This is a genomic window from Streptomyces sp. NBC_00045 (genome assembly GCF_045041095.1).
Taxonomy (GTDB): domain Bacteria; phylum Actinomycetota; class Actinomycetes; order Streptomycetales; family Streptomycetaceae; genus Streptomyces.
This window is the reverse complement of record NZ_CP108271.1, coordinates 2,703,473-2,723,296: the sequence shown is the minus strand read 5'-3', so window position 1 is coordinate 2,723,296 and position 19,824 is coordinate 2,703,473. Positions and strand designations below refer to the sequence as shown.

The 19,824-nt window shown below is 70.7% G+C and carries 20 protein-coding genes; 9 read left to right on the top strand and 11 right to left on the bottom strand.

Annotated features, from left to right (window positions below; genetic code table 11):
- Window positions 1-8 precede the first annotated feature (8 nt).
- Complete coding sequence (locus OHA65_RS12765; protein WP_405703190.1) at window positions 9-794, bottom strand: hypothetical protein; 786 nt, start codon at window positions 792-794, stop codon at window positions 9-11.
- A gap of 451 nt (window positions 795-1,245) precedes the next feature.
- On the opposite strand from OHA65_RS12765, the gene OHA65_RS12760 reads away from it, so the two are divergent.
- From OHA65_RS12760 to OHA65_RS12750, 3 genes are all read left to right on the top strand, one after another.
- Entirely contained in the window at window positions 1,246-1,422 is a 177-nt protein-coding gene (locus tag OHA65_RS12760) for an HGGxSTG domain-containing protein (RefSeq protein WP_327283246.1), read from the top strand.
- Between the two features lie 431 nt (window positions 1,423-1,853).
- Window positions 1,854-2,474 carry a TRADD-N-associated membrane domain-containing protein gene (locus OHA65_RS12755; RefSeq protein WP_327283245.1) on the top strand — a complete coding sequence of 207 codons (621 nt, stop codon included), beginning with the start codon at window positions 1,854-1,856 and terminating at the stop codon, window positions 2,472-2,474.
- A 15-nt stretch (window positions 2,475-2,489) separates the two neighbouring features.
- Window positions 2,490-2,714, top strand: a complete 225-nt coding sequence (locus tag OHA65_RS12750; RefSeq protein ID WP_327283244.1) for a DUF2277 domain-containing protein — start codon at window positions 2,490-2,492, stop codon at window positions 2,712-2,714.
- Between the two features lie 7 nt (window positions 2,715-2,721).
- On the opposite strand, the gene OHA65_RS12745 is transcribed toward OHA65_RS12750, so the two are convergent.
- The 4 genes from OHA65_RS12745 to OHA65_RS12730 all read right to left on the bottom strand — a co-directional run bounded on the left by OHA65_RS12745 (window position 2,722) and on the right by OHA65_RS12730 (window position 6,652).
- A complete protein-coding gene (locus tag OHA65_RS12745) occupies window positions 2,722-3,231 on the bottom strand; it encodes a hypothetical protein (RefSeq protein ID WP_327283243.1) in 510 nt (169 codons plus the stop codon).
- A 187-nt stretch (window positions 3,232-3,418) separates the two neighbouring features.
- Window positions 3,419-4,048 (bottom strand): VTT domain-containing protein, encoded by a 630-nt coding sequence (locus OHA65_RS12740; RefSeq protein ID WP_327283242.1) that lies wholly within the window; start codon window positions 4,046-4,048, stop codon window positions 3,419-3,421.
- 186 nt (window positions 4,049-4,234) lie between these two features.
- On the bottom strand, window positions 4,235-5,902 hold the full coding sequence (locus OHA65_RS12735; RefSeq protein WP_327283241.1) for an alkaline phosphatase D family protein: 1,668 nt from the start codon (window positions 5,900-5,902) through the stop codon (window positions 4,235-4,237).
- 105 nt (window positions 5,903-6,007) lie between these two features.
- Entirely contained in the window at window positions 6,008-6,652 is a 645-nt protein-coding gene (locus OHA65_RS12730; RefSeq protein WP_327285636.1) for an HNH endonuclease family protein, read from the bottom strand.
- Between the two features lie 557 nt (window positions 6,653-7,209).
- On the opposite strand from OHA65_RS12730, the gene OHA65_RS12725 reads away from it, so the two are divergent.
- Both OHA65_RS12725 and OHA65_RS12720 read left to right on the top strand, forming a co-directional pair.
- Window positions 7,210-7,803 carry a TMEM165/GDT1 family protein gene (locus OHA65_RS12725; RefSeq protein ID WP_327283240.1) on the top strand — a complete coding sequence of 198 codons (594 nt, stop codon included), beginning with the start codon at window positions 7,210-7,212 and terminating at the stop codon, window positions 7,801-7,803.
- Window positions 7,804-7,943: 140 nt separating this feature from the next.
- Window positions 7,944-8,564: a DUF664 domain-containing protein gene (locus OHA65_RS12720; protein ID WP_405763402.1), complete on the top strand. Its 621-nt coding sequence runs from the start codon at window positions 7,944-7,946 to the stop codon at window positions 8,562-8,564.
- A gap of 62 nt (window positions 8,565-8,626) precedes the next feature.
- Here OHA65_RS12720 and OHA65_RS12715 read toward each other — a convergent pair whose 3' ends face one another.
- Complete coding sequence (locus OHA65_RS12715) at window positions 8,627-9,310, bottom strand: HAD-IA family hydrolase (protein WP_405761888.1); 684 nt, start codon at window positions 9,308-9,310, stop codon at window positions 8,627-8,629.
- Between the two features lie 125 nt (window positions 9,311-9,435).
- A complete protein-coding gene (locus OHA65_RS12710) occupies window positions 9,436-10,290 on the bottom strand; it encodes a peptidoglycan-binding domain-containing protein (RefSeq protein WP_328762624.1) in 855 nt (284 codons plus the stop codon).
- A 223-nt stretch (window positions 10,291-10,513) separates the two neighbouring features.
- Here OHA65_RS12710 and OHA65_RS12705 point away from each other — a divergent pair, with 223 nt between their 5' ends.
- Window positions 10,514-12,580 carry a DHA2 family efflux MFS transporter permease subunit gene (locus OHA65_RS12705; RefSeq protein ID WP_371646826.1) on the top strand — a complete coding sequence of 689 codons (2,067 nt, stop codon included), beginning with the start codon at window positions 10,514-10,516 and terminating at the stop codon, window positions 12,578-12,580.
- A gap of 29 nt (window positions 12,581-12,609) precedes the next feature.
- Here OHA65_RS12705 and OHA65_RS12700 read toward each other — a convergent pair whose 3' ends face one another.
- Window positions 12,610-13,164 carry a GNAT family N-acetyltransferase gene (locus OHA65_RS12700; protein ID WP_405761887.1) on the bottom strand — a complete coding sequence of 185 codons (555 nt, stop codon included), beginning with the start codon at window positions 13,162-13,164 and terminating at the stop codon, window positions 12,610-12,612.
- 106 nt (window positions 13,165-13,270) lie between these two features.
- On the opposite strand from OHA65_RS12700, the gene OHA65_RS12695 reads away from it, so the two are divergent.
- Window positions 13,271-13,666: a nuclear transport factor 2 family protein gene (locus tag OHA65_RS12695; RefSeq protein ID WP_327283234.1), complete on the top strand. Its 396-nt coding sequence runs from the start codon at window positions 13,271-13,273 to the stop codon at window positions 13,664-13,666.
- A gap of 48 nt (window positions 13,667-13,714) precedes the next feature.
- Here OHA65_RS12695 and OHA65_RS12690 read toward each other — a convergent pair whose 3' ends face one another.
- Window positions 13,715-14,047: an antibiotic biosynthesis monooxygenase gene (locus tag OHA65_RS12690; RefSeq protein ID WP_327283233.1), complete on the bottom strand. Its 333-nt coding sequence runs from the start codon at window positions 14,045-14,047 to the stop codon at window positions 13,715-13,717.
- Between the two features lie 120 nt (window positions 14,048-14,167).
- On the opposite strand from OHA65_RS12690, the gene OHA65_RS12685 reads away from it, so the two are divergent.
- Window positions 14,168-16,186, top strand: coding sequence for a bifunctional glycosyltransferase 87/phosphatase PAP2 family protein (locus OHA65_RS12685; RefSeq protein WP_405761885.1), 2,019 nt, complete (start codon window positions 14,168-14,170; stop codon window positions 16,184-16,186).
- A gap of 244 nt (window positions 16,187-16,430) precedes the next feature.
- Here OHA65_RS12685 and OHA65_RS12680 read toward each other — a convergent pair whose 3' ends face one another.
- Both OHA65_RS12680 and OHA65_RS12675 read right to left on the bottom strand, forming a co-directional pair.
- Complete coding sequence (locus tag OHA65_RS12680) at window positions 16,431-16,814, bottom strand: DUF6193 family natural product biosynthesis protein (protein WP_327283231.1); 384 nt, start codon at window positions 16,812-16,814, stop codon at window positions 16,431-16,433.
- A gap of 227 nt (window positions 16,815-17,041) precedes the next feature.
- The gene (locus tag OHA65_RS12675; RefSeq protein ID WP_327283230.1) at window positions 17,042-18,286 is read right to left on the bottom strand and encodes a cytochrome P450; all 1,245 of its coding nucleotides are present in this window, start codon (window positions 18,284-18,286) and stop codon (window positions 17,042-17,044) included.
- 242 nt (window positions 18,287-18,528) lie between these two features.
- On the opposite strand from OHA65_RS12675, the gene OHA65_RS12670 reads away from it, so the two are divergent.
- Entirely contained in the window at window positions 18,529-19,698 is a 1,170-nt protein-coding gene (locus OHA65_RS12670) for a steroid 3-ketoacyl-CoA thiolase (protein ID WP_327283229.1), read from the top strand.
- Window positions 19,699-19,824: the final 126 nt, after the last annotated feature.

Sequence of the window (19,824 nt, the reverse complement as noted above, 5' to 3'; positions counted from 1 at the left end):
GCCGCAGGTCAATCCTTCTTGAGCTCGGAAAGATCAACCCTCGCAACGCATGCGTTTTCTTCTATCCGTTTTGCCCGGCGTACAATCTCAGGATTTTTACGTAGCGCGTCAAAATCTGCGCGCGCTACATCTACGCGGTGCCGCACCTCGAAACATTCCTCATTTGTGGGATTTGGCAAGTCGTCAACCAGCATCATTGCACTCAGGGCCCAGTATGTGCGGGTATACTGGCGGGCTTCGATGGCTATATATCGGTTACGCTTCCCCTCTAGCTCGGATATCTCCAGCGCCGCCTTGTACTCTTTCGTCATTACATCGAAATTGAGGTTTTGGGCTGCTACATCGCCGAGCACGCGATGGGCCTGGAGCGTTTCGAGCGGATCGTCCATCTGTGGGATGCCGGCATTATCAAGCGTCGTGTGGGCGGCGAGTTCCAATGCCCGGTTAGCCATGCGAGCCGCAAGTTCAAGGTCTGTAGTCGAAAGCGCCAAGAAAAGGCCAACGAGCCTATATGTCGATGCGCTGATGTTCAGCCTTTTCTGGCCGTACTGAGATACCAGGGCGTCAATCTGCCTGGCGAGTGTGACGATCTCGTTTCGGCGGCCGGATCCACCCGTGCGGTCCATTTCACTCATCTGTACTACGTAGTTCGATATCTCGCTGCGCGCCGCATTCTGCTGCTGCGCATCGGCAATTCCTTGTGATGTGCGGACGGCGACAAGTGTCGAGAAGAGGGATATCGCAGTAGCTATCACCGCAACGGTGGCACCGGCTACTGCTGCCCATGCAGACATCCGTTCCGTACCAGACGAAGGCGTTGTGATCCGCCAGGTTCGCCGGACAGACCGAGGCATGTCCCTCTCCCGTTCTCCGTCATCGCTACCGACCATCCAGCATGGGACGGAGCTTGACCACCCGGGGGCAGCCAAGTGGGCGCGTCGGCATACCGCGAGCTCTGGCGCTCCAGGTGGAACGGCCATGTCCCGATCTGTTCGACTTGGCCTGGAATACGCCGACGAATGGGACTGCCGGGAGGAGTGGGACCCCACCCGTGCCTCCTGACGTGTCCTTGTGTGGTCGTGCTGGTGTACTCCTACGCCCGTTAGCGGTCGAGAGGATGCAAGGCGCCCCACTATTCGCGTGCCGGCTGTGCCTCGGTCCGCGTCGTTTGCGCCCTTCCCAGAGGCTTGCGGCGGCGAGAGCATCCCTGGGTCCGTCATCCGCGCTGGCAGTAGGGGGATACCGATGACTCAGCCCAGGTGTGGGGCGCAGACGGCCAAGGGGCGTCCGTGCACCAAGCCCGCGATCATGAACAGTTCCCGGTGTCAGTTACATCAGGGCAGTTGGTCGAGCTACGGAGTGGCGCAGCGGAAGAAGAAGGAAGCCGAAGCGAAGATGCGGAAGCTGCGACGGAAGAAGTGACCTGGTCAGTGGCTGGTCGCTGACATCCATGGCTGACATCAACGCGGGTGCACGCTGGCGACTCGGAGCGCTCGTGGAGACGTGTTGCGGTCTGGGCTTTGGGGGTGCGGGGCAGGGTCTGGGCGAGCTTACAAAGCAGATGTCGGCGGTTCGAAACCGTCCACGCCCACCAGCACGAAGGCCCCCAACCGGTCACGGTTGGGGGCCTTTGACGGTTACGGGCGACGGCAGTCGCCCACTCGGCCGGCTGCCGGCGGTGCAGCGGCCGGTCCTTGTGCCCCATCGCCATGCGCTGGGTGTCCTGGGTGTCCTGGGCGACGTGGGCGTACACGACGTGTAGGCGCGATCGCCGGGAACGGCTGGCACGCATCGCCGGCTTCCCCCCTGCGCCGTCGGGGTTTGAGGGGTGCCGGGCGGGGGATGGGGCGGGAATGGGGGAGTGGCTTGCAGCGGGCGGGGTGGCGGTCGTGCTGGCCGGCGCGGTCCTGGTCGGGTGGGGGAGGGAGATACGCGGCTTCGAGCAGCGCCGGGATGCCGAGCGGGAGCGGCTGCTCGCGCAGGTGGCAGAGGCCGCGCCGGCCGCGGGGGACCCGAAGTACGCCGATGTCGGGCGGACACCGGCCGGGCGGGAGGGGCACGGGGACGCCGAGTTCACGTCCGTGCTCGTGGAGTACTACGCGTACGGGCTGACACAAGCACGCAGCAGCTTCGTCACCAGTCAGCTGTTCGCCGGGGCGGGCGCGGCCATCCTGCTGCTCGGGGTGGCGCTCGCGGTGTGGAAGGCCGAGAGCACCGGGGACCTGTACCTCGGGGTGGTCACCAGCTCGGTGGGGCTCGTCGTCACCCTCATCGGGCAGCTGTTCCACCGCCGGGCCGACGTCGCACTGCGGCACATGGCCGCGCAGACGGCCTCCCTGCGCGAGGACCGGCGGGCGGCCACCGCCATGCAGCGGGCCGTCGAGCTGCTCGACGAGGTGGCGGACCCCGAGCTACGGGCACGGCTCCAAGCAGGTTTGATCATGAAACTGTCCGGGGCCGAGCTGCCCCGGTAGCGCCATAGTGGGGGTATGTGCCGATCCATTAAGACGCTGCGCCCGCCCGCCATCCCCGCGAAGGCTACCGAGGAGGAGATGCGCGCCGCTGCCCTGCAATACGTACGGAAGGTCTCCGGGTTCCGGGCGCCCGCCGCGCACAACCAAGAGGTCTTCGACGCCGCCGTGGACGCGATCGCCGAAGCCACGCGTGACCTGCTGGACGGACTACAGGTCAGAGGCGCGGTCGCCACCGCATAGGCAGCGCTCAGGTCATACGGGAACGGCGGCGCAGCACCCAGATGCCGGTGCCGAGCCCGCCCGCGGCCAGAGCGCCGCCCAAGGCGATCTGGCCGGGGCTCATCACGCCGACGCTGCCGCCCAGCCCGCCGCGCGCCGCACCAGGAGTGACCTGCAGGGATACGGTGACCCGCTGTCCGCCGGAGCCCCCGCACTCGAAGGTGACGGAGTACGCCCCCGCGGTGGCGTTGCCGTTGACGGTGGCGCTGCCGAAGAGGTTGCTGGCTTCGAGGTTGCCGGGGGTCAGCCGTACCTCGCCGAAGGCGGACGACGAGGCCACGCCGGTCTTCGTCCCACAGCCGGCGATGTTCAAGCTGACACGGCCGCCGGGGGCCACGGCCGTGGGGGAAACGCCGGCAGAGGGGGAAGCGGCGTGGGCGAGCGTGATGGGCGAGGCCGCGGCGAGGACGAGGGACGCGGCCGCGACCCTTGCCAGGAGACGGCGGTTCGACGGCTGGGCGAGCGGCTTGGCGGGCATGGAGAAAACTCCTCGGGCTCCTCGAAACGATGCGGCCAGGGCACGGATGTGACGCGGATTCGGTTTTGCGCGCCGTGCTGTGGACGCTAGGAGCCCGAGCCCCGGGCGGCGAACGGTGCCGGGTGAACGGGTGAGCCGCTGCTCCGCCCGGGGGAACCGGACAGGTGGCTGGGCCGGGGACGCGCGGCTACGCCGCCGAAGCCGCCGTCGGGGCCGGCCGGCGGATGACGAAGGCCGCCAAGGCCCCCGCCGCGAACAGCGCGACCACCGACACTGCTGTGCCCAGCCACGTCGCGCCGAGCCACTGCGTACCGAAATACCCCAGAGCCACGCTGTACCCGGCCCAAGCCATGCCCGCCAGCACCGACCACGGCAGGAACTCCATCACCTTGCGGTGCGTTTTGCCCGCGCCCAGCGACACCACCGAACGGCCGGCCGGGGCGAAGCGGGCGATCACCACCAGAGCACCGCCGCCACGCGCCAAAGCCGTCCCCAGACGTTCATGGGCGCGAGTCAGCCGACGGGACCGGGCGATCGCACGGTCCAGCCGGGCCCCGCCACGCCGAGCCAGCCGGAACGCGGCCATGTCACCCAGCACCGACGACGTCGTGGCGATCACCAGCAGTGCCAGAATGTCCGGCACCTGAGCAGGCACCCCGACCGGACCCGCCGCACCAGCAGCCGCCGCAGCCGCCGCAGCAGTGATCACCAGAACCCCGCTCGGCAGCACCGGCAAGAAGACGTCGAGCACGACGGACAGCGCCACCACGGCATAGATCCATGGGCTCGCGGTCAGCGACCCCAGAGTCTCAAACACAGCGGGACTCCCCAGTCCGATGGACGTGCTTCGGCATGAAGCGCCGCGACGTCGCGGGGGAGCGGCAGGGGCGGCTTGACAGCCATACAGCGTACGCCTGGCGTTGGCACACCGTATGCCCGGGGCGGCCCGGGCCCACAGTGTGTCAGCCCGGGCCGCCCGTGCGCTCCGCCAATTCCGCAGCCCTCAATCCGCAGCCGTCAGCTCCCGGTCCAACACCGTCACCAACCGGGCAGCCGCACCCCCCTTCCGCCCCCGGCGCGCCTGGTCCAGCCGAAGCCGGGCCGACCGCCCCGCCAGCGCCAACGTCATCAGCTGGTTCCCGAACCACGGCCCACCCGTACGCCGCCAGCTCAACGGCGGCCGACCCGTCCGCCCGTGCCGCGAGAACCCGCGCCCCAGCCACCGCCCCGCCCGCGACCAACCCAGCCGGAAACCCCACTTCACCACCATGTGGATCGAGTTGTGCACCGGCGAGCACGTCAACTGGAACACCCGCGCCGTACTGGGTATTCGAGGCTCGGCCACATACGCGTGATGCACGTCCCCCGACAGCACGCACACCGTCGCTGGCGCCCGCGGCCCCGTCCCCACCTCCTCGATCAGATCACTCAACGCCGCGAACGAGGCCGGAAACGCAGCCCAGTGCTCCAGATCGCTGCGCCGCCGCAGGTCCTCCCCGATCTGCGCCCACCACGGCCCCCGCTCCCCACGGCACAGTGCGGCATCCCACACCTCCGCGTCATGGATCAACGGCGGCATCAGCCACGGCAACGACGACCCGATCAAGAGATGGTCATAACCACCGTGCCCCGCGAGGGCGTTGTCGCGCAGCCACTCCTGCTCCGCCGGATCGAGCATCGCCCGCCCGCCCTCGGCCAGCACCCGCGCCGCCCGCGTATCCACCATCAGCAGCCGCGACCGCCCGAAGTCACGCCGGTAGCTCCAGCGCACCGACCCCGGATCGGCATCCGCCGCGGCGGCGAACGCCCGCAGCGCATCCGTACCGTCCGGACCCTCACGCACCGCCGCGTACACCGCATCGGCCGCGAGCTCGGCCGGTGACAGATTCCCCAGGTGCTGGTACACCCAGTACGACATCAGCCCGCTGAGCACCCGCTCCTGCCACCACGGCGTCGCCCGCATCTCCGCCAGCCACGCCGCGCTGGTGTTCCAGTCGTCCACGACATCGTGGTCATCGAACATCTGCAGACTGGGGACCGTGGACAACAGCCAGCGGATCTCCGGGTCGAGCCAGGACTCGTCATAGAGGCGGGTGTACTCCTCGTAGTCCGCGACCTGCGCGCCAGGAGCATCCCGCAGATCCCGCCTGGCCGCCAGCCACTGTCTGGTCTCCTGCGACAGTTGGTCCGCGTACACCTGGTCACCCAGCAGCAGGAGCACATCCGGCCGCACCTCATCCGGATCGGAGGCCAGCCGCGACGCCAGCGTGTCGAGCGCATCCGGACCGTGCGGCCCGTGCCGGCCAGCCGGCGGCGCAGCCTGCCGACACGACCCGAACGTCACCCGCAGCCCCGGGGCGGCCCGCCCGGCCGCCGCGACGGCAGGCGTGCTGATCGTGCTCGCCGGGAACGCCGAGCCCGCCAGGGGCCAGACGCGCACGCCGTCGAGCAACACCTCGTACGCCGTGGTGCGCCCCGAGGTCAGGCCGGTCACCGGTACCAGCGCGTAGTGGTGCCCAGCCACCTGGAAGGTGCGCACGCTGCCGCCGGCTCCGTCGGCGCACCGTACTTCAGCTGTACACGGCCGGTCGGCCTCGACCCATATCGTGGCCGAACCGCCCGTGTCCCAGTCGACGTAGCGAAGCAGTGGCCCCAGACGCAATCCGGCCATGCAACTCCCCCTCCTCCATAGCCCCTTCGATCACGGTACGACGGGGAGGGGGAGCGTGGCCTCCCCCTGGCGGGGGAAAGGCCGGGTGAACCGTCGGCGGGCCCGTCAGCAGCCGTTGAGGATGTTGACCAGGGCCGTCTTCTCGCCGGAGTCCATGCTCAGACCCCAGTACTGCTTCACGTCCACCCACATCCGGGCGTACGTGCAGCGGTAGGCGGTCCGCGACGGGAGCCACTTGCCCGGGTCCTGGTCGCCCTTGGCCTGGTTGACGTTGTCGGTGACCGCGATGAGCTGCGGACGGGTGAGGTCGTTGGCGAACTGCTGGCGCTTGGCGGTGGTCCAGGACGCGGCCCCGGAGCGCCATGCCTCGGCGAGCGGTACGACGTGGTCGATGTCGAGGTCGGCCGCGTTGGTCCAGGTGGCGCCGTCGTACTCGGAGTACCAGCTGCCGCTCACGGAGGCGCAGGAGGAGTCGGTGACGACGCCGACGCCATCGCGCTTCAGGACGGTCTCGCGCGTGTTGCAGCTGCCGGAGACGGTGATCCAGTGGGGGAAGAGGCTGCGGCTGTAGCCGCTGAGGGAGCCCTCGGTCTTCGGGGTGACCGTGGCGAGGTAGGAGCGGGCGGCCGCGGCGCTGATGGGGGCGGGCGGGGAGGCCTGGGCGAGGGGCGCGTTCACGAGGGAGGTGAGGGCGGCGAGCGTGCCTGCTGACGCGATCACGCCAATTCGACGCGCGTAGACAGCGGGTATGAGGGTCTTGAGGGCCATGAGGGGGCTCCCTGGATGCGGGGGGATGTGGCCGGTCGGCCCCGGAGGGGCGCGGCCATGGTGGCGGCGCCAGATTGCGTGGCGGCGGGCGCAAGGTTACAGGCTTGCGACATGAGCACGTCAGACGTAGGTAGCCAACTTCCCTGAATTAAACGGAAGTTGTGCATCCGTATGAGCCGGGGTGCGGCGACGCCCGACCGAAGTGGCGGCGAGACCCGGCCGGAGCGGGCGGGCCGGGACCAGACGGGGCCGACGCGCCGGACCACGCAGGGACCAAAGGCCTATTCCAGGCCGCCGTGGCCGTCCCGTACCCTGAGGAGTGCAGAAGGGGAGTAGCTCTTCGCCGGACCGTCGACATACTGCTGGGTCACCCCAGCCGGCGCCCGGAGGCAAGCCGCACACAGCGGCCGGCCAGCGAGACCTTCGGCCGCAGTGTCCTGCTCCAATCCAGGGCGCCGCCGAGCCGAAGCGACCCCTGAAACACCCCAGGTCTCTCGGTACCGATGGCGTCCTGCCCGACCGATTGAGGTTCCACCCCCGTGTTCAGCACCACCTTCAGCATCACCGTCACGGCGATCGCCTTCGGAGTCGTCTTCCTCGCCGAACTCCCCGACAAGACCGCCCTCGCCGGCCTGATGCTCGGCACCCGCTACCGCGCCTCGTACGTCTTCGCCGGCGTTGCCGCCGCCTTCGCCGTACACGTCGCACTCGCCATCGCCGCGGGCAGCGTGCTCACCCTCCTCCCGCACCGGCTCGTCCAGGCCGTCGTCGGAGTCCTCTTCCTCGCGGGCGCGGCCATGCTGCTCCTGAAGAAGAGTGACGAGGACGACGAGGTCAAGGCACCCGCCGACCAGTCCTTCTGGAAGGTCTCCGGGGCCGGATTCATGCTGATCCTGGTTGCCGAATTCGGCGACCTGACCCAGATCATGACCGCGAACCTCGCCGCACGCTACGACAACCCCTTCTCCGTAGGCATCGGCGCCGTCCTCGCCCTTTGGGCGGTCGCGGGCATCGGAATCCTCGGCGGCAAGACCCTCATGAAGTACGTACCGCTGCGCCTGATCACGAAGGTCGCGGCGGGCGTGATGGCGGCACTTGCCGCGTTCTCGCTGTACGAGGCGATCGCGGGCTGACGGCGCCGGGATATTTCGTTGCCGGGCCGCGTACGTACGTACGGGTCGCGCTCGCGGGCGTGCACGCCACCGATGACTCTGCTGACCTTGCTGACTCTGCGCCCGCGCCCGAGGCGGAACGGCGCTTCCGCCGGTCCAACATGTTCGTCCACCCCGACCAGGACACCTGCACCGACGGCGGCTTCAAGGGCGAACGCGCCGTCCTCGCCGGCTACCTGCGCGATCAGCGGCTGACGCTGGAACTGAAATGCGCCGGGCTCGACGCCGAGGCGATGGCGCGCCGCTCGGTGGAGCCGTCGAACCCGTCACTACTGGGGCTCGTACGGAACCTGGCAGGGGTGGAGCAGTACTGGTTCCGCCAGGTGATGGCCGGCGAGGACGTACGACTTCGGGGGCTTCCCGACGGTCTTTGGCATTCCGGGACGGGACGGGCAGTCAAGGGTGGAGCGCAGCGACATCGCGAAGCGACGCGAACGAAGAGAGCGCCCTTGACGGGCCGGCACGGCACGGAAGGACAGTGGACTGACGGGACGCCCCCGCACACTCTCCCGACACCGCTCGACTCAGACCCCGCCCCGGTATCCCGGCTGATGTCATCGACACCGCTCGGCTCGGACCCTGCCCCGGCATCCCGGCTGACCCCGCCGACACCGCTCGGCTCAGCCCCCCGGAGGTCCCGGCCTGCTTCCTGGGCGGAGCGTTGGAACGTGCCGCCCCCGGCGTTCCGGCTGTGGTTTCCGGGCCGGGTCGGTGGGCGTTGACGCGGTGTCCTCCGGGTGCTTCCCTCCCGGGCCGGCGGGCGCCGGCGCCGGCCCCGCCCCGGTCAGGCGTCCGGTGTCAGGGTGAGGTGGATCGAGCCGCCCGGGGTGGTGGTGACCCGGATCGAGGTCAGGTCGGGGGTGTGGGCCGTCGGGGCGTGGGCTGCGGCCCTGGGGCCGATGCCGATCACGCGCATGCCCGCGGCCCGGCCCGCGGCGATGCCCGCCGCCGAGTCCTCGAAGACGATGCAGTCGGCGGGGTCCACGCCGAGTTCGGCGGCGCCCTTGAGGAAGCCCTCCGGGTCGGGCTTGCTGGCCCGTACGGACTCGGCCGTGACCCGTACCTCGGGCATGGGCAGGCCGGCGGCCGTCATCCGGGCCGCGGCCAGGGTGGCGTCGGCGGAGGTGACCAAGGCGTGCGGCAGGTCCGCGATCGCCGCCATGAACGCGGCGGCCCCGCGGACCGGGACCACGCCGTCGGTGTCGGCGGTCTCGCGGGCGAGCATCACGGAGTTCTCGGCGTAATTGAGCTCCATCGGGCGCTCCGGCAGCAGGATGGCCATCGTGGCGTAGCCCTGTCGGCCGTGGACCACCTTCAGGGCTTCCTGCGGATCCAGCCCGTGGGACACGGCCCAGTCGCGCCAGCAGCGCTCGACCACCGCGTCGGAGTTGACGATGGTGCCGTCCATGTCCAGGAGCAGGGCCTTGGCGGTCAGGACGACGGGCGCGGTGGTGGTGCTGGCCGGCATGGGAGGTGCTCCAGACGCGGGAAAAGAGAACAAGCGGTTCCGCCCACCGGTCAGGGAATGCGGGCGGAACCACTTTGTTCCTCCACGATACAAAACCGGGGGCGGTTCGCGCTACCCGGGGGTGGTCAGCCCGTGCCCTCCAGGGCCCGCCGGGTCAGCGGACCGTAGACGCCCCAGTCCTCGTCGATGTTGTTGCGCCACTGGAACTCCGAGACCGCGTTCTCCGTACGGTCGTCGAACTTGCCGCTGACCCGGCCCCTGTACAGGCCCTGACCCGTCAGGAGCCGCTGCATCTTTTCCACCTCCGGGCCCGAATCCCCGTACCTCAACGTCGGAGCCTGCGGCGGCGCCGGGGCGCTCGGCGTGCGGCTCGCGCTAGCCGACGGGGTGGGGGACGGGGGCGTCGAGCTGCGGGAGGCGCTGGGGGAGGCGGAACGGGACGCCGACTTCGAGGGGCTCGGTGACGGCGAACCCGAAGCGGAGGCCGAGCGGGACGGGCTGACCGTGGAGGACGGCTGCGTCGGACCGGCCGGAGCCACGTCCACGGCGGGCGCGGACGGCTTCGCGTCCAACAGCACGGTGTCGCTGCCACCGGAATGCGGGAGCAGCCCCAGCGCCAGGGCCGCGGTGCCGACCGCGACCACCGTGCCGGCACCGGCCAGGACCGTCGGGAGCCGGCGTCGACGGGAGCCGCCGGACCGCTTCGTGGGGCCCCCTCCCCCTCCCCTCCCCCCGCCCCCGTTTTCGTGTCTGCCGTCGGCTGCCGGGGTGGCTGCCCGGAGCTGGACCGTCTCGGCCGGCCAGAGTGCCTGCGGCGGGGCGTCCGGCCAGGCCGCGGGTATGCCGTACGCAGGGGTGTCGTCCCCCGACGGCGTCGCGCCGGGGTGGGTGTACCCCTGCGCCGGTCCGGACACCACGCCGTGCACCGGCTGCGGCGACAGCGGCGGCCCGTCGGAGTGGCGCGGGTCGGGCAGCGTCACGTACGGACGGATGCGCAGTGGCTCGAAACCGCCCCCCGGCACACACCCGCAGTCGACGCCCACGGCGCCGCATTCTGGACAGCGCTCAGCGCTCACTGGAATCCCTCCCTGGCCATTGCCAGCGATTATGCAGACCCGCAGGGGTCCGCCCAACCCGCCCGAGAGGCCATAACCGGCCACACCGCTCAGGATGGACATGTTGATCCGGCCCGAGGAGGAGCGGATGGCTCAGGAAGTGACCGCGGACGCGGCGAACCCCGTCCCCGATCCGCACCAGTCCGGCCCCACCGCAGAACACGCCACCCGTGAGGTCCTCGTCTCCATCGGCGCCCTGCTGCTCGGCTTGCTGATCGCCGCCCTCGACCAGACGATCGTCTCCACCGCACTACCGACGATCGTCAGCGAGCTCGGCGGGATGGCGCACCTGTCCTGGGTCGTCACCGCCTACATGCTGGCCTCCACCGCCGCCACACCCCTGTGGGGCAAGCTCGGCGACCAATACGGACGCAAGAAGCTGTTCCAGGGCGCCATCGTGCTCTTCCTCATCGGATCGGCCCTGTGCGGGCTCGCCCAGGACATGCCACAGCTCATCGGCTTCCGCGCCTTGCAGGGCCTCGGCGGCGGCGGACTGATCGTGTTGTCGATGGCGATCGTCGGCGACATCGTCCCGCCCCGCGAGCGCGGCAAATACCAAGGCCTCTTCGGTGCCGTCTTCGGCGCGACCAGCGTCCTCGGACCGCTGCTGGGCGGCCTGTTCGTCGACAACCTGTCCTGGCGCTGGGTCTTCTACATCAACCTCCCCATCGGGCTCGTCGCGCTCGTCGTCATCGCCGCGGTCCTGCACATCCCCGTGCGCCGCTCGAAGCACACCATCGACTACCTCGGCACGTTCCTCATCGCCTGCGTCGCCACCTGCCTCGTACTCGTCGCCTCCCTCGGCGGCACCTGGGGCTGGGGCTCGGCCCGCATCATCGGCCTGGCCGTCCTCGGCGCCGCACTGCTGGCCGTCTTCCTCCTCGTGGAGCGGCGGGCCGTCGAACCCGTCCTGCCACTGGGGCTGTTCCGGATCCGCACCTTCACCCTCTGCTCGGTGATCAGCTTCGTCATCGGGTTCGCGATGTTCGGTGCGATGGTCTACCTGCCGACCTTCCTCCAAGTGGTCCAGGGCGTCTCGCCCACCATGTCCGGCGTCCACATGCTGCCGATGGTGCTCGGCATGCTGATCGCCTCCACCGTCTCCGGGCAGATCGTCAGCCGCACCGGACGGTGGAAGGTCTTCCCGATCGCGGGGACCGCCGTGACGGCCGTCGGGCTGCTCCTGCTGCACCAGTTGGAGCGCACCAGCGGTACCTGGGAGATGAGCATCTACTTCTTCGTCTTCGGTACCGGACTGGGTCTGGTCATGCAGGTGCTCGTGCTGGTCGTGCAGAACGCCGTCAGCTACGCCGACCTCGGCGTGGCCACCTCCGGCGCTACCTTCTTCCGCTCCATCGGCGCCTCCTTCGGCGTCGCGATCTTCGGGACGGTCTTCACCAACCGCCTCGACAGCAAGCTCGCCACCGCCTTCGCCGGGCTGCCGCTGCCGCCCGGTTCGGCAGCGCTGGTGGAGGCCGACCCGCGGGCCATCGGACGGCTGCCCGCCGAGGTGCGGCCCCGCGTGCTCGACGCGTACGCCGCCTCCATCACCGACGTGTTCCTCTACGCCGTGCCCGTCGTCCTCGTCGCCTTCGTCATCGCCTGGTTCCTCAAGGAGGACGTCCTGCGCGGATCGGTCACCGCCCCCGACGTCACCGAGACCCTCGCCTCCAACCCCGTCCACCGGTCCTCCCGCGACGAGGTCGCCCGCGCGCTGACGGTCCTCGGGACCCGTGAGGGCCGCCGACACGTCTACGAGAAGATCACCGAGAGGGCCGGCCTCGACCTGCTGCCCGCGGCGAGCTGGCTGCTGCTGCGGATCAAGAAGTACGGCTCGGCCGAGCCGGCGATGCTCGCGGAACGGACCACCGTGCCGGTGAAGGTGATCACGGACGCCGCCCGCCAGCTCGAAGAACGCGGCCTCGCCGTACGGGACGGACTGCCGCTGGTCATGACCCCGAGCGGCCGGGAGGCCGCCGGGAAGCTGGCGGAGGCCCGCGAGGACTCGCTCGCCGAACTGCTCGGCGACTGGTGGGGCCCGGACCGGCCGACCGACCTGGTCAAGCTGGTCAAGGAGATCAACGCGGAACTCTGCGGATCCGACGCCGAAGAGCCTTACGACGCCGAGGCGCGCCGCGACCACGCCGCGCCCTGACCCCGGGTGCCGGGCGCGCCCGGCCGATGTCAGGCCAGGGGCTTCTCGAACCAGTGCTCCGCGTACGGGCCCGTTTTGTACGCCGGTATTTCCGCGTACCCGTGCCGCGCGTACAAGGCCCGGGCCTCCACCAGGTCCGACCGGGTGTCGAGTCGGACCCGCTCGGCGCCCAGCGCGCGGGCCTCGTCTTCCAGGGCCGTGAGCAGCGCCGCCCCGCCGCCGGTGCCGCGGGCGCGCGGGTCCACGTACACCCTGGTGAGTTCGGCGGTGACCGGGTCGAGCAGCCGTATGCCGCCGCAGGCCAGTGGCGTTCCGTCGAGCCGGCCGACCACGAACCGGCCAGTCGGCGGGACGAGTTCGTCGGCCGGGTCGTCCCGCAGGCCCTTGTCGATCTCGGCTTCGGTGGCGGGCCGTTTCCAGTACCGGCTGGCGACTTCGGCGTAGTACGCGCGGCGCAGCGCGGTGGCGTCGGCGGTGGCGAAGTGTTCGGCGACGACGGTCCAGTCGACCGCTGCGGGTGCGGCTGCCGTACCGGTTGTGGTGGTGGCGGTGGTGGGGCTGCTGCTCGTGCTGTTGATGTTCATGGCGTCATTGTGGAGTCCGGGCGGATTTCGCCGCGTGGAATATCCACAGGTACGGGCCGATGATAGGAAAAGACGCATTTCACTCAGATGGAGGGCGTGAAACGCCATGTCCGAGCACCCTGACGCTGCCCTGATCCGCCGTGGCTACGAGGCCTTCGGCAAGGGCGACATGGAGACGCTGGGCTCGCTGATGACGGCGGACGTCATCCACCACGTGCCCGGCAGCAATCCCCTCTCCGGGCACCACAAGGGCCGCGAAGCCGTCCTCGACCTGTACCGGCGGTTCGGCGAGGAGACGAACGGCACCTTCCAGGTCGATCTGCACGCGGTGCTCGTCGACGGCCGCGGCCACGTCATGTCCTTCCACACCGCGCGCGGTGACCGCGGCGACCACGGGATCGAGATCCAGGAAGGCCTGTTCTTCACGATCGTCGGCGGGAAGATCACCGACATCGACGAGTGCACGCAGGACATCGACGAGGAGGACGCCTTCTGGGGCTGAGCCCCGACCGGTCAGAACCTCCTCGCCGCCCAGCCCGCCCCCGCTCGCTCAGCCCTGCGGCTTCGGCGCAGCCTGCTGCACGACCTCGAACGACCACACCGCCGACCCGGAGGCCGCCGGCTTGGGCCGCTCGCCCCCACCCGCGCCGCCGCCCTGGTGCGCGGCCTTCATGGGCCCTTCCATCCACGCCTGGAAGTCCTCTTCCGACCGCCACCGCGTGTACACGAGGTACTGGTCCGTCCCCTCCACGGGACGCAGCAGCTCGAACCACTCGAACCCGTCCGAACCCTCCACGGCGCCCGCCCGCGAGGCGAACCGCTGCTCCAGGACTTCCCGCTGCTCGGCGGGCACGGTCAGCGCATTGATCTTCACGATGCTCATGCCCGCCATCCTAGGGATGCCGTGGGGGATATCGTCGTCCCGGGTAATGACGTGGTGCATGAAACGCGGCAGCCAGGCGAAGTCAAGGTTGCGGTCAACAGGGCGGGAGGCCGGCGAGGCGTGGCTAACGCGGCGGAGCACAGTGGTGCGAACGGACATGCCGGGGTCATAGGCGGTAGCGGCAGACTGGGGGCGGCACGCTTCCTGCTGTGGGCCCTGGCCGGTGTCCTCGCCGTCAGACAGGCCGCCGCCGCGCTGCGCATGCCACCGGGCGAGTGGCTCACCGACTTCCGTATCCCCAACAGCTTCCCCGGGTCGCTGTACGACAGCGGCCAGTTCACCGGGACGCCCTTCGCCGGGCTGGTCCTCAGGCCGTTCCTCGGGCTCGCGGCGCCGTCGCTGGAGGTGGCCTGGACCTGCGTGACGCTGCTGTTGGTCGCCGCCGTCGGGCTGGTCGCCGCGCGCGGCCTGCCCGACCCCGTGCCGCGGCGCACCGCGCTGCTCGCCGCGCCCGTACTCGTCGGCCTGATGATGGTGTCGCTGCCCGTCCGCGCCGCCGCCTCGCCGGGCCAGACCGCCGTCCTGCCCGTGTTGCTGGTGCTGCTGGCCGTGTTCCGGGTGCCCGGCGAGCGTCCGGCCGGCTTCCTCGTCGGCCTCGCCGCCGCGCTCCAGCCGGCCCTGCTGCTCTTCGCGCCGCTGCTGTGGCTCACCGGCCGCCGCCCCACCGCCGGGGCCGCGGCCGTGACGTTCGCCGGAGCCACCGCGCTGTCCTGGGCGGTCCTGCCGCGCGACTCCTGGACGTACTGGGTCCACCACCTGGCCGGCACCGGCCTCGGCGGCGCCCCCGACGGCCTCGCCAACCAGTCCGTGCACGGCGCGCTGCTGCGGCTCGGGGTGAACGGGCCCGCCGAGGTCCTGCTGTACGCGGCCCTCGCCGCCGCGATCACGTGGGTGGGCCTGCGCCGTGCGGCCCGCTACGCCCGGGACGGCCAGCTGCTGCTCGCCGTCGCCGTCACCGGCTGCGTCGCCGTCGCCGTGGCACCGACCGGCTGGCGCCACCAGCTGCTGTGGGTGCTGCTCGCGGTGGCCGGGAAGGTCGGCGAGCGCGCGGCGGACCGGCCCGTGTGGCCGGTGGCCGTCGTACTGGCCATGACGCTGCCCAGCGACGTACTGCTGCCCAACCTGGCCGCGCTGGCCCCCGTACGCGACAACGTGCTGCTGCTCGCCGCGCTGGCGGCGGCCTGCGCGGTGCCGTTCCTGCCGAGCTCCTCGCCGTACTGGCGCGAGCCCGTCCCGACGGAGTACGGCCGGCCTGCCGCCGCCCGGTGGTCGCGGGTGCCGCTGATGCCGTTCTGGCGGCGCGTGCTGTCGCGCCCCAACCTGCTGCTGGAGCTGCTGCTGATACGGGTCGGGTACTCGCTGTACTCGCACATCCGGGCCGCCGCGCCCAGCAGTCGCAGCCTCGCCGAGGGCCACGGGAGCCAGATCTACGCCGCCGAGCGGGCGCTGGGCATCGACATCGAGCACGCCGTCAACCACGCCGTGGTGAACACGGCTTGGCTGGAGAAGTTCTTCAACTTCTACTACACGTCGTTCCACTTCGTGGTGCCGCTGGCGATCCTGGCGGTCCTGTACTGGCGCCGGCCCGGCGACTACCGCTGGGCCCGCGCCGCGCTGGGCCTGGCCACCGTCCTCGCGCTCATCGGTTTCTGGCTGTACCCGCTGGCACCGCCGCGACTGATGCCGGCGCTCGGCTTCATCGACACCGTGCACGGGCCGCAGGACCTGGCCAACCCCCAGTACGGGGCGATGACCGCGATCTCCAACCAGTACGCGGCGATGCCCTCGCTGCACTTCGGCTGGTCGCTGTGGTGCGGGATCGTGATCGTCACGCTGGCGCCGAAGGCCTGGCAGAAGGTCCTCGGGGCGCTGCACCCGCTGATCACGGTGTGCGCGATCGTCGCCACCGCCAACCACTGGGTGCTCGACGCGGTCGGCGGCGCGGTCGTCGTCAGCGCCGGGTTCGGGCTCGTCCACGTACTGTCGGGGCCGCGCGGAGCCGTGCTGCCGGACGCGGTGGGCGTGCCGCACCCGCGCGAGTCGGAGCGGCTGGGCGCCGCCACGCGCAGCCGGGCCTGAGGAGCCGGGCCTGAGGGAGCCGGGCTTGAGCAGCTTGGGTCTGAGCCGCCGGGCCTGAGCGGCCACGCGCAGTCGGGCGTGGGCCCGCCGGGTCCGAGCAGCCGCGCCGGCGGCGGATGGCGGATGGCGGATTGCGCGGCGCGAAGGGGTGCCGGGCAGGCCGTGTGGCGCCCGGCGCCCCTTCGGTGGATCGCCGCGTCCTGTCAGGATCCGCCGTCGGCGGCGCCTTCGCCACTCGGGGCGATCAGCTGGCCGCCGCGCCGTCCGCGCAGAGCCGGTCCACGACGAGCGCGATGGCGGCCTCGGCGGTGTCGGTCTCGGCGATGACGGTGTTCAGGCTGGGGCTGCGCACGCGGAAGCGGCCGTCGGGCAAGGGCTCCGCGGCCGGCGCCTCCACCTCGAAGGGGTGGCGGGTGCGGGAGCTGAACCACAGGGTCCACTGGCGGGTGAACGGGTACAGCCGGCGCAGCTCCGGCTGCGCGGAGGCGGCCTCGATGAGTTCGATGACACCGCGGCACAGCGTGTCGGGCCCGCCTCGCTCCTGGATCAGCTGCCACGTGGTGGGCAGCCGCTGCCAGCGGGCATCCACCCGGTGAGCGGTGTCTGTATCGGCAGCGTGAAGGTTCATCCGCGCAGTGTGACGCCCCACCGGCCCTAGGACAATGGTTCGGAAGCCAACAATCCGGCATACGTGCGCCCCCGGCACGCCCCCTCCCGCGCGCCGAGCACGCCCCCTTCCGCACGCCGAGGGCGCTTCGGCGCACGTCCGGCGGTGTTCCACGGGACGGCAGGGGCCGGGGCGTGGGAGGAGTGACCCCTGCCGTCGTGGAACCGGTACGGCCGCGGACGCGGTGCTCAACCGTGGCTGACCCGGAGCTCCTTGATGCCGTTGAGCCAGGCCGCGCGCAGCCGGCGCGGCCCCTCGCCGGCCAGCCGCAGGTCGGGCAGGGAGTCGGCCAGCGCGTTGAAGATCAGGTCGATCTCCATGATGGCCAGGGACTTGCCCAGGCAGAAGTGCGGGCCGCCGCCGCCGAAGCCCAAGTGGGGGTTCGGGTCGCGGGTGATGTCGAAGGCGTCGGGGTTCTCGAAGACCTCGGGGTCGTGGTTGGCGGAGGAGTAGAACAGCCCGACCCGGTCGCCCGCCTTGATCTTCTGCCCGCCCAGCTCGGTGTCGCGGGTGGCGGTGCGCTGGAAGGACACCACCGGCGTGGCCCAGCGGACGATCTCCTCGGCAGCCGTCGCCGGCCGGTTCGCCTTGTACAGCTCCCACTGGTCGGGGTGGGTCAAGAAGGCGTGCATGCCGTGGCTGATGGCGTTGCGCGTGGTCTCGTTGCCCGCGACGGCGAGCAGCAGCACGAAGAACCCGAACTCGTCGGAGCCCAGGTTGCCCTGGCCCTCGGCGGCGACCAGCTGCGTGACGATGTCCTTGGCCGGGCACTCCTTGCGGGCGGCGGACAGGTTCATGGCGTAGCCGATGAGCTCCATCGCCGCGTTGGAGCCGACCTCCTCGGTGATCGCGTACTCGGGGTCGTCGTAGGCGATCATCTTGTTCGACCAGTCGAAGATGCGCAGGCGGTCCTCCTGCGGTACGCCGATCAGTTCGGCGATGGCCTGGAGCGGGAGCTCGCAGGCGACCTGCGTGACGAAGTCGAAGCTGCCGTCGGCGGAGGCGGCCAGCGCCTGCGTGACGATCTTTCGGGCCCGGTCGCGCAGGGCCTGCTCCAGGCCGCGGATGGCCCGCGGGGTGAAACCGCGCTGCACGATCTGGCGTACCCGCGTGTGTTCCGGCGGGTCCATGTTCAGCATGATCAGGCGCTGGGCATCTATCTGCTCGCGCTGGATGTGCTCGTTGAAGCGGATGATCGCCGTGTTGGTGGTGGAGGAGAACAGCTCCGGGTGCGTGGAGACGTACTTGACGTCCGCGTGCCGGGTCACGGCCCAGTAGCCCTCGTCGTCGAAGCCGGTGACGCCGCGCTGCTGGGGGCACCACCACACGGGTGCGGTCTGCCGCAGCCGTGCGAACTCGGGGAAGGGGACGCGGTCCTGGAGCAGGTCGGGGTCGGTGGCGTCGAAGCCTTCGGGCAGCTCGGGACAGGGCATCGGGCGACTCCAAAGTCTGACGGCCCATCAGATGTTTGGCTTGAAGGTAGTAACGAGTTCTAGAAGTGACAAGGGTCCTCGCGCCAACTGTTGCGTGTGGAATCCGTGTAAGCCGCGTGCAAGACCCTTGCGTGCCGGGCCCCCGGGTCATAAGACTGCGAGGGGAACTAGAACGCGTACTAGTTCGGGCGGGGCGCCGGGACGGCCCGCCGCGCCGGCACAGTGCAGGAGAGGACGAGCTCATGGCCGCGGAACCCGTCATCGTCGAAGCCGTACGCACCCCCATCGGCAAGCGCGGGGGCGCGCTCGCCAACCTCCATCCCGCCTACCTGCTCGGCGAGACGTACCGCGAACTCCTCGCCCGGACCGGAATCCAGCCCGACTGCGTCGAGCAGATCGTCGGCGGCACGGTCACCCACGCCGGCGAGCAGTCCATGAACCCGGCGCGCAACGCCTGGCTCGCGATGGGCCTGCCGTACGAGACCGCCGCGACCACCGTGGACTGCCAGTGCGGCAGCTCCCAGCAGGCCAACCACATGGTCGCCAACATGATCTCCGGCGGGGTCATGGACATCGGCATCGCCTGCGGCGTCGAGGCGATGAGCCGGGTGCCGCTGGGCTCCGGCTCCAAACACGGCCCGGGCAAGCCGTTCCCGGACGAGTGGAACGTCGACCTCCCCAACCAGTTCGAGGCCGCCGAGCGGATCGCCCGCCACCGGGGCCTGACCCGCGAGGACGTCGACCGGCTCGGGCTGCTCTCCCAGGAGCGCGCCGCCACCGCATGGGCCGAGGAGCGGTTCAAGCGCGAGACCTTCGCCGTCCAGGTCCCCACGACGGAGGAGGAGCAGGGCGCAGGTCAGGGCATGTGGCGCCTCGTCGACCGCGACGAGGGCCTGCGCGACACCAGCATGGAGGCGCTGGCCCGGCTCAAGCCGGTCATGCCGACCGCCGTGCACACCGCCGGGAACTCCTCGCAGATATCGGACGGCGCCGCCGCCGTGATGTGGGCCTCGCGCAAGATGGCCCGCGCCCTCAAGCTCAAGCCGCGCGCCCGGATCGTCGCCCAGACGCTCGTCGGCGCCGACCCGCACTACCACCTGGACGGCCCGATCGACGCGACGCGGGCCGTGCTCGGCAAGGCCGGCATGTCCCTCAAGGACATCGACCTCGTCGAGATCAACGAAGCCTTCGCCTCCGTCGTCCTCAGCTGGGCCCAGGTGTTCGGACAGGACCTGGAGAAGGTCAACGTCAACGGCGGCGGCATCGCGCTCGGCCACCCCGTCGGTGCGACCGGAGCCCGGCTGATCACCACCGCGCTGCACGAGCTGGAACGCCGCGACAAGGAATTCGCGCTGATCACCATGTGCGCGGGCGGCGCGCTGGCGACCGGCACGATCATCCAGCGGCTGTAGCCGGTCGCCGGTCGCCGGTCGCTGGGCGCGTCGGCGCCGCACGGACCCTGTGGGATGGGAAACAGAAGGCCCCGGTGGCCGGACCTGGGGAGGTCCGGCCACCGGGGCCTTCGCACTGCTGGTGCC

Bases quoted from the DNA above. Each gene is read 5' to 3' on its own strand.
- OHA65_RS12720 (WP_405763402.1), top strand. From the start codon at position 7,944: ATGTTCGTCCACCCCGACCAGGACACCTGCACCGACGGCGGCTTCAAG.
- OHA65_RS12715 (WP_405761888.1), bottom strand. From the start codon at position 9,310: ATGCCGGCCAGCACCACCACCGCGCCCGTCGTCCTGACCGCCAAGGCC.
- OHA65_RS12670 (WP_327283229.1), top strand. From the start codon at position 18,529: ATGGCCGCGGAACCCGTCATCGTCGAAGCCGTACGCACCCCCATCGGC.
- OHA65_RS12675 (WP_327283230.1), bottom strand. From the start codon at position 18,286: ATGCCCTGTCCCGAGCTGCCCGAAGGCTTCGACGCCACCGACCCCGAC.
- OHA65_RS12735 (WP_327283241.1), bottom strand. From the start codon at position 5,902: ATGGCCGGATTGCGTCTGGGGCCACTGCTTCGCTACGTCGACTGGGAC.
- OHA65_RS12695 (WP_327283234.1), top strand. From the start codon at position 13,271: ATGTCCGAGCACCCTGACGCTGCCCTGATCCGCCGTGGCTACGAGGCC.
- OHA65_RS12765 (WP_405703190.1), bottom strand. From the start codon at position 794: ATGTCTGCATGGGCAGCAGTAGCCGGTGCCACCGTTGCGGTGATAGCT.
- OHA65_RS12755 (WP_327283245.1), top strand. From the start codon at position 1,854: ATGGGGGAGTGGCTTGCAGCGGGCGGGGTGGCGGTCGTGCTGGCCGGC.
- OHA65_RS12760 (WP_327283246.1), top strand. From the start codon at position 1,246: ATGACTCAGCCCAGGTGTGGGGCGCAGACGGCCAAGGGGCGTCCGTGC.
- OHA65_RS12680 (WP_327283231.1), bottom strand. From the start codon at position 16,814: ATGAACCTTCACGCTGCCGATACAGACACCGCTCACCGGGTGGATGCC.
- OHA65_RS12745 (WP_327283243.1), bottom strand. From the start codon at position 3,231: ATGCCCGCCAAGCCGCTCGCCCAGCCGTCGAACCGCCGTCTCCTGGCA.
- OHA65_RS12705 (WP_371646826.1), top strand. From the start codon at position 10,514: ATGGCTCAGGAAGTGACCGCGGACGCGGCGAACCCCGTCCCCGATCCG.
- OHA65_RS12700 (WP_405761887.1), bottom strand. From the start codon at position 13,164: ATGAACATCAACAGCACGAGCAGCAGCCCCACCACCGCCACCACCACA.
- OHA65_RS12690 (WP_327283233.1), bottom strand. From the start codon at position 14,047: ATGAGCATCGTGAAGATCAATGCGCTGACCGTGCCCGCCGAGCAGCGG.
- OHA65_RS12750 (WP_327283244.1), top strand. From the start codon at position 2,490: ATGTGCCGATCCATTAAGACGCTGCGCCCGCCCGCCATCCCCGCGAAG.